This window comes from Streptomyces sp. W16 (assembly GCF_033194735.1).
Lineage (GTDB): Bacteria > Actinomycetota > Actinomycetes > Streptomycetales > Streptomycetaceae > Streptomyces.
Window position 1 is genome coordinate 1 of sequence record NZ_JAWOAI010000726.1, and the last position, 3,900, is coordinate 3,900.

At 70.5% G+C, this 3,900-nt stretch carries 3 protein-coding genes and 1 pseudogene; 2 read left to right on the forward strand and 2 right to left on the reverse strand.

Annotated elements, in window-relative coordinates; all coding sequences use genetic code 11:
• Together R6V09_RS47960 and R6V09_RS47965 are read left to right on the forward strand one after the other, a co-directional pair.
• Positions 1–356 (forward strand): annotated as a pseudogene (locus R6V09_RS47960) (ATP-binding protein); the annotation flags it as partial.
• Positions 357–467: 111 nt separating this feature from the next.
• On the forward strand, positions 468–965 hold the full coding sequence (locus tag R6V09_RS47965; protein WP_019069079.1) for a hypothetical protein: 498 nt from the start codon (positions 468–470) through the stop codon (positions 963–965).
• 9 nt (positions 966–974) lie between these two features.
• Here R6V09_RS47965 and R6V09_RS47970 read toward each other — a convergent pair whose 3' ends face one another.
• A complete protein-coding gene (locus R6V09_RS47970) occupies positions 975–2,942 on the reverse strand; it encodes an N-acetylmuramoyl-L-alanine amidase (RefSeq protein WP_317887746.1) in 1,968 nt (655 codons plus the stop codon).
• A 300-nt stretch (positions 2,943–3,242) separates the two neighbouring features.
• On the reverse strand, positions 3,243–3,900 hold a 658-nt coding region (locus R6V09_RS47975), incomplete at its 5' end, for a phosphotransferase family protein (protein ID WP_317887747.1).

Sequence of the window (3,900 nt, forward strand, 5' to 3'; positions counted from 1 at the left end):
AGCTGCGCCGCACGGGCCGCTCCGGGGAAGCCGCCGACCACCTCTACCGAGGCCTCGACGCGGCCGTCCAGTGCGGCGCCGACGGCCTCGCGGACACCACCCGCGCCGAACTCGCCGCCGCCGGCCTGCGCCCCCGCCGCCTCCACAGCACCGAGACGGACACCCTCACGACCGACGAACGCACAGCGGCGACCCTGGCCGCCGAAGGCCACACGGACGCCGACATAGCCGTAGAACTCCACACGGACGAACAAACGGCGGTACGCCTGCTCTCAGCGGCCTACCGAAAGTTGGGAACGGACCGCACAGGCCTGGAAACGGCACTGATCCAGCCAACTGAGGGCCGAGTTCCCTAGGGGCGCGGGGAACTGCGCGCTCAGCCCCCACCCAGCCGCACCCGAACGACGAACCGCACCCGGCATTTGGCCACGGCTCCATCGCCGAACGGCACCCCGTACCATGGCACCATGTCGTTCCTCCGCCGCCGCAGCGCCACCCCCGCCGGCCCCGAATTCGATGTGCTGGCCATGGATCCGGGCGACTGGCCCGGCAACCTCGGCGCCGGTCTGCTGCCCGCCCCCGACGGCACCTGCCAGGGCGTGTTCCTGCGGTACGACCTGTTCGGCGGCCGAGGCCCCGCGATGGTCATCGGCAACCTCCCGGAGGGCTCCCCGGCCCGTGACGTCGCCGAGGACGAGGTCCCCTTCGAGGTCGCCCAGCTGCTCCTCGCGCTGGAGAACGACGAGGAGGTGACCGTCGTGGGCACCGAGGACATGCCGGTGATGCAGGGCGACAACCTGCTGATCGTGCGCCGCCTCAAGCTCTCCGAGAGCCGGATCTCCTGCGTCCAGTTCGACCGCAGCGACAACGTCCTGGTCACCATCGCCGCCTGGGACCGCCCCATCACGGACGACCTCTACGCCCTGCTGAAACCGCTCCCGGCGGAGCTTTTCCAGCAGGGCTGAGGCGACTGCCTACCGGCCGGACCGTTTCAGCTGGACGTCCGCGGCCCGCACGAACTCCACCCGGTGGCCGTACTGGATCTCGTAGTAGAGATCGTTCCCTACGACGACCTTGTGCGAGTCGGTGGTGAAGGTGACCGCGTAGTAGTACTCACCGGGCACCTTGCCACCGACCACGTACTGCTGGCCCTTGAGCAGGGTGTACGGCAGCGGGGACACCGTCTGGACGGGCACTCCCGTCGGATAGGCCGAGGCCTCCGGGTAGGCGCGGCCGTACACGGGGACGCTGTCCAGACCGTCCTTCGGTGTGATCACCCATCCGGCCGCCCCGACCGCCGTCGGGTGCTTCTTCGGGTTCTTGAACCAGGCCTCCTGGCCCAGGTACCAGATCGCGGTCCAGTCGCCGGAACGGTCCGCCACCGCGTACTGCTGTCCGGTGGACACCCGTGAGGAGAGGTCGTTGACGCCGGTGGTAGGGGTCGTCCCGAGGCCGATGTCCTTGATCAGGGGGTAGGTCTCGCCCGGCCCGGAGTACAGCCGGACCTCGCTCGAACCGTGCACCGCGCACGGCTGGCCCGCGGTGACACAGCCCGTGTACACCGGCTGGTTGGCGGTGTAGTCGGGGCGGATCGTCACCAGGCCGCCGCTCTTCCTGCCGGTCTGCTCGAAGGGGTGGCCCAGCAGGGCGAAGTAGTGGGCCCAGTCCCAGTACGGGCCCGGGTCCGTGTGCATCCCGGGGACCGTGGACGTGGTCGGCCCGGGCACATTGTCGTGGCCGAGGATGTGCTGCCGGTCCAGCGGGATGCCGTACTTCTTCGTCAGGTACTTCACCAGCCGGGCCGAGGAGCGGTACATCGCCTCCGTGTACCAGGCGTCCGGCGCGGCGAGGAAGCCCTCGTGCTCGATGCCGATCGACTTGGCGTTGATGTACCAGTTGCCCGCGTGCCAGGCCACGTCCTTGGCCTTCACATGCTGGGCGACGAGACCGTCACTGGAGCGGATCGTGTAGTTCCACGACACATAGGTGGGGTCCTGGACCATGTTCAGGACACCGGCCCACTGGCCTTCCGTGTCATGGATGACGATGTACTTGATGCTCTGCGACGCGGGCCGGTCGCCCAGGTCGTGGTTGCCGTATTTGGTCCCGAACTGGGAGTACGGCGCCGGGATCCACTCGCAGGACACCTTCTTCGGGCACTCCGTGCCGTCGGCGGAGAGCGTGCGCAGCCCGGTCTCCGCCAACTGCGCTGTGTCCGGGGTGAGTTCAGGCTGTGCGGCCAGGGCGACCTGCTGCCCGGCGTCCGTGGTGCGCTCCTCGCCCGTGTGGATCACGTCGTAGACATCGTTGGCATAGGCGGCGGCCGTCGCGGTGTCGTCCGCGCCGGAGAAACGCGCGATCGCGCCGTACCACTCGGCCGGGTCCGCGCTCAGTGGCTCGCCCAGGCTCTGCTGCGCGTCGGCCAGCAGCGCGGCGCCGCCCGCCACGTTCGCGGCCTCGTCGCTGCGGAGGGCGGCGGCCGGAAGTCCGGTCAGCTCGGCCGCCTTCGTCAACGTCCTGAGCCGGGCGGGGAGTTGGGAGTCCGCCGGGATCTTCACCTCGGGGTGCAGGGCCGGGCGGGCGCTGTCGCCGCGGGCGTCCTCGGTGCCTTCGCTCAGGTGCTCCGTCGTGGCGAGAGCGGTGCGGGCGTCCGTGAGGTGCATCGGGCCGTAGCCGCCGGTCACGCTCGGCGCTCCGCCGTGGGTGTCCCAGCGGGACTGGAGGTAGGAGACGGCCAGCAGCACGGTCTGCGGCACGTGGTACTCGGCGGACGCCGAGGCGAACGCCCGCTGGAGGGTGGCGGCGGAGGAGTCGGTGGTGCCCTCGGACGGGGCCGCGCCGAGCAGGGGCAGCAGCAGGGCGGCGGTGGCGAGCGCACCGGCGGACCTTCGGGTGCGTCTGTGTCCGGGAGAGCGGTTGGGGTCGGTCGAGGATCCTCGCAATGCAGCCTCCTGGGACGGTGGGGTGTGACGATCCGTTCGGGGCCGGGCGTGCGTCAGTGCTACCGGCTGGCCGACGATCCGTCAATCATGCCCAGAGGCGGACGATTTCCCTTGTCAACAGGGGATACGAGGAGTTTCGTGGCGGCGGCTTTCGGGCCTGCGGGGCATCAGTGGACTACACCAATGGGCGAGCCTTATGTGGGGGAGGCATATGTGGCCGAGACACAAGGCACAGGTGGCTGAGACACACGAAGGTCCGCGGTGCGCCGCTGCAGGGCGCACCGCGGACCGTCATCCCCGTCAGCGAGTGCCGACCGCCGCACGCACGGCCCGTCGGGCCAACTGGCAGTCGTCGTGCAGCCGCCTCAGCAGCAGCCGTTGTTCCTCGCCGGACGGCGCAGCACCCGGGTGGGCAGCTCCCGGTGCCGCCGGGGTCGTGTCGTGCATCGAACGCTGCACGGCCATCTCGTAGGTACGGATCTCCCGGGTCAGCACCAGCATCAGGTTCACCAGGAACGCGTCACGCGACGCGGGTCCCGCGGACTGCGCGATCTGACTGATCTGCCGCCGGGCCACCGGCGCGTCCCCGAGAACCGCCCACAGCGTCGCCAGGTCGTAGCCCGGCAGGTACCAGCCCGCGTGCTCCCAGTCCACCAGCACTGGACCGGCCGGTGAGAGGAGGATGTTGGACAGCAGGGCGTCGCCGTGGCAGAACTGGCCCATGCCCTGACGGCCCGCCGAGTGCGCGATGCCGTGCAGCAGCTTCTGCAGGTCTCCCATGTCCCGGTCGGTGAGCAGCCCCAGCTCGTGAAAGCGGGAGATCCGGGCCGCGTAGTCCAGCGGGGCGTCGAAGGTGCCGGCCGGCGGCCGCCAGGCGTTGAGTCGGCAGATCGCGCCGAGCGCCGCCCTGGTGTGCGCCCGCGGCGGGGCCTCCGCCAGGTGCCGGTGCAGCGCCGCC

Bases quoted from the DNA above. Each gene is read 5' to 3' on its own strand.
- R6V09_RS47965 (WP_019069079.1), top strand. From the start codon at position 468: ATGTCGTTCCTCCGCCGCCGCAGCGCCACCCCCGCCGGCCCCGAATTC.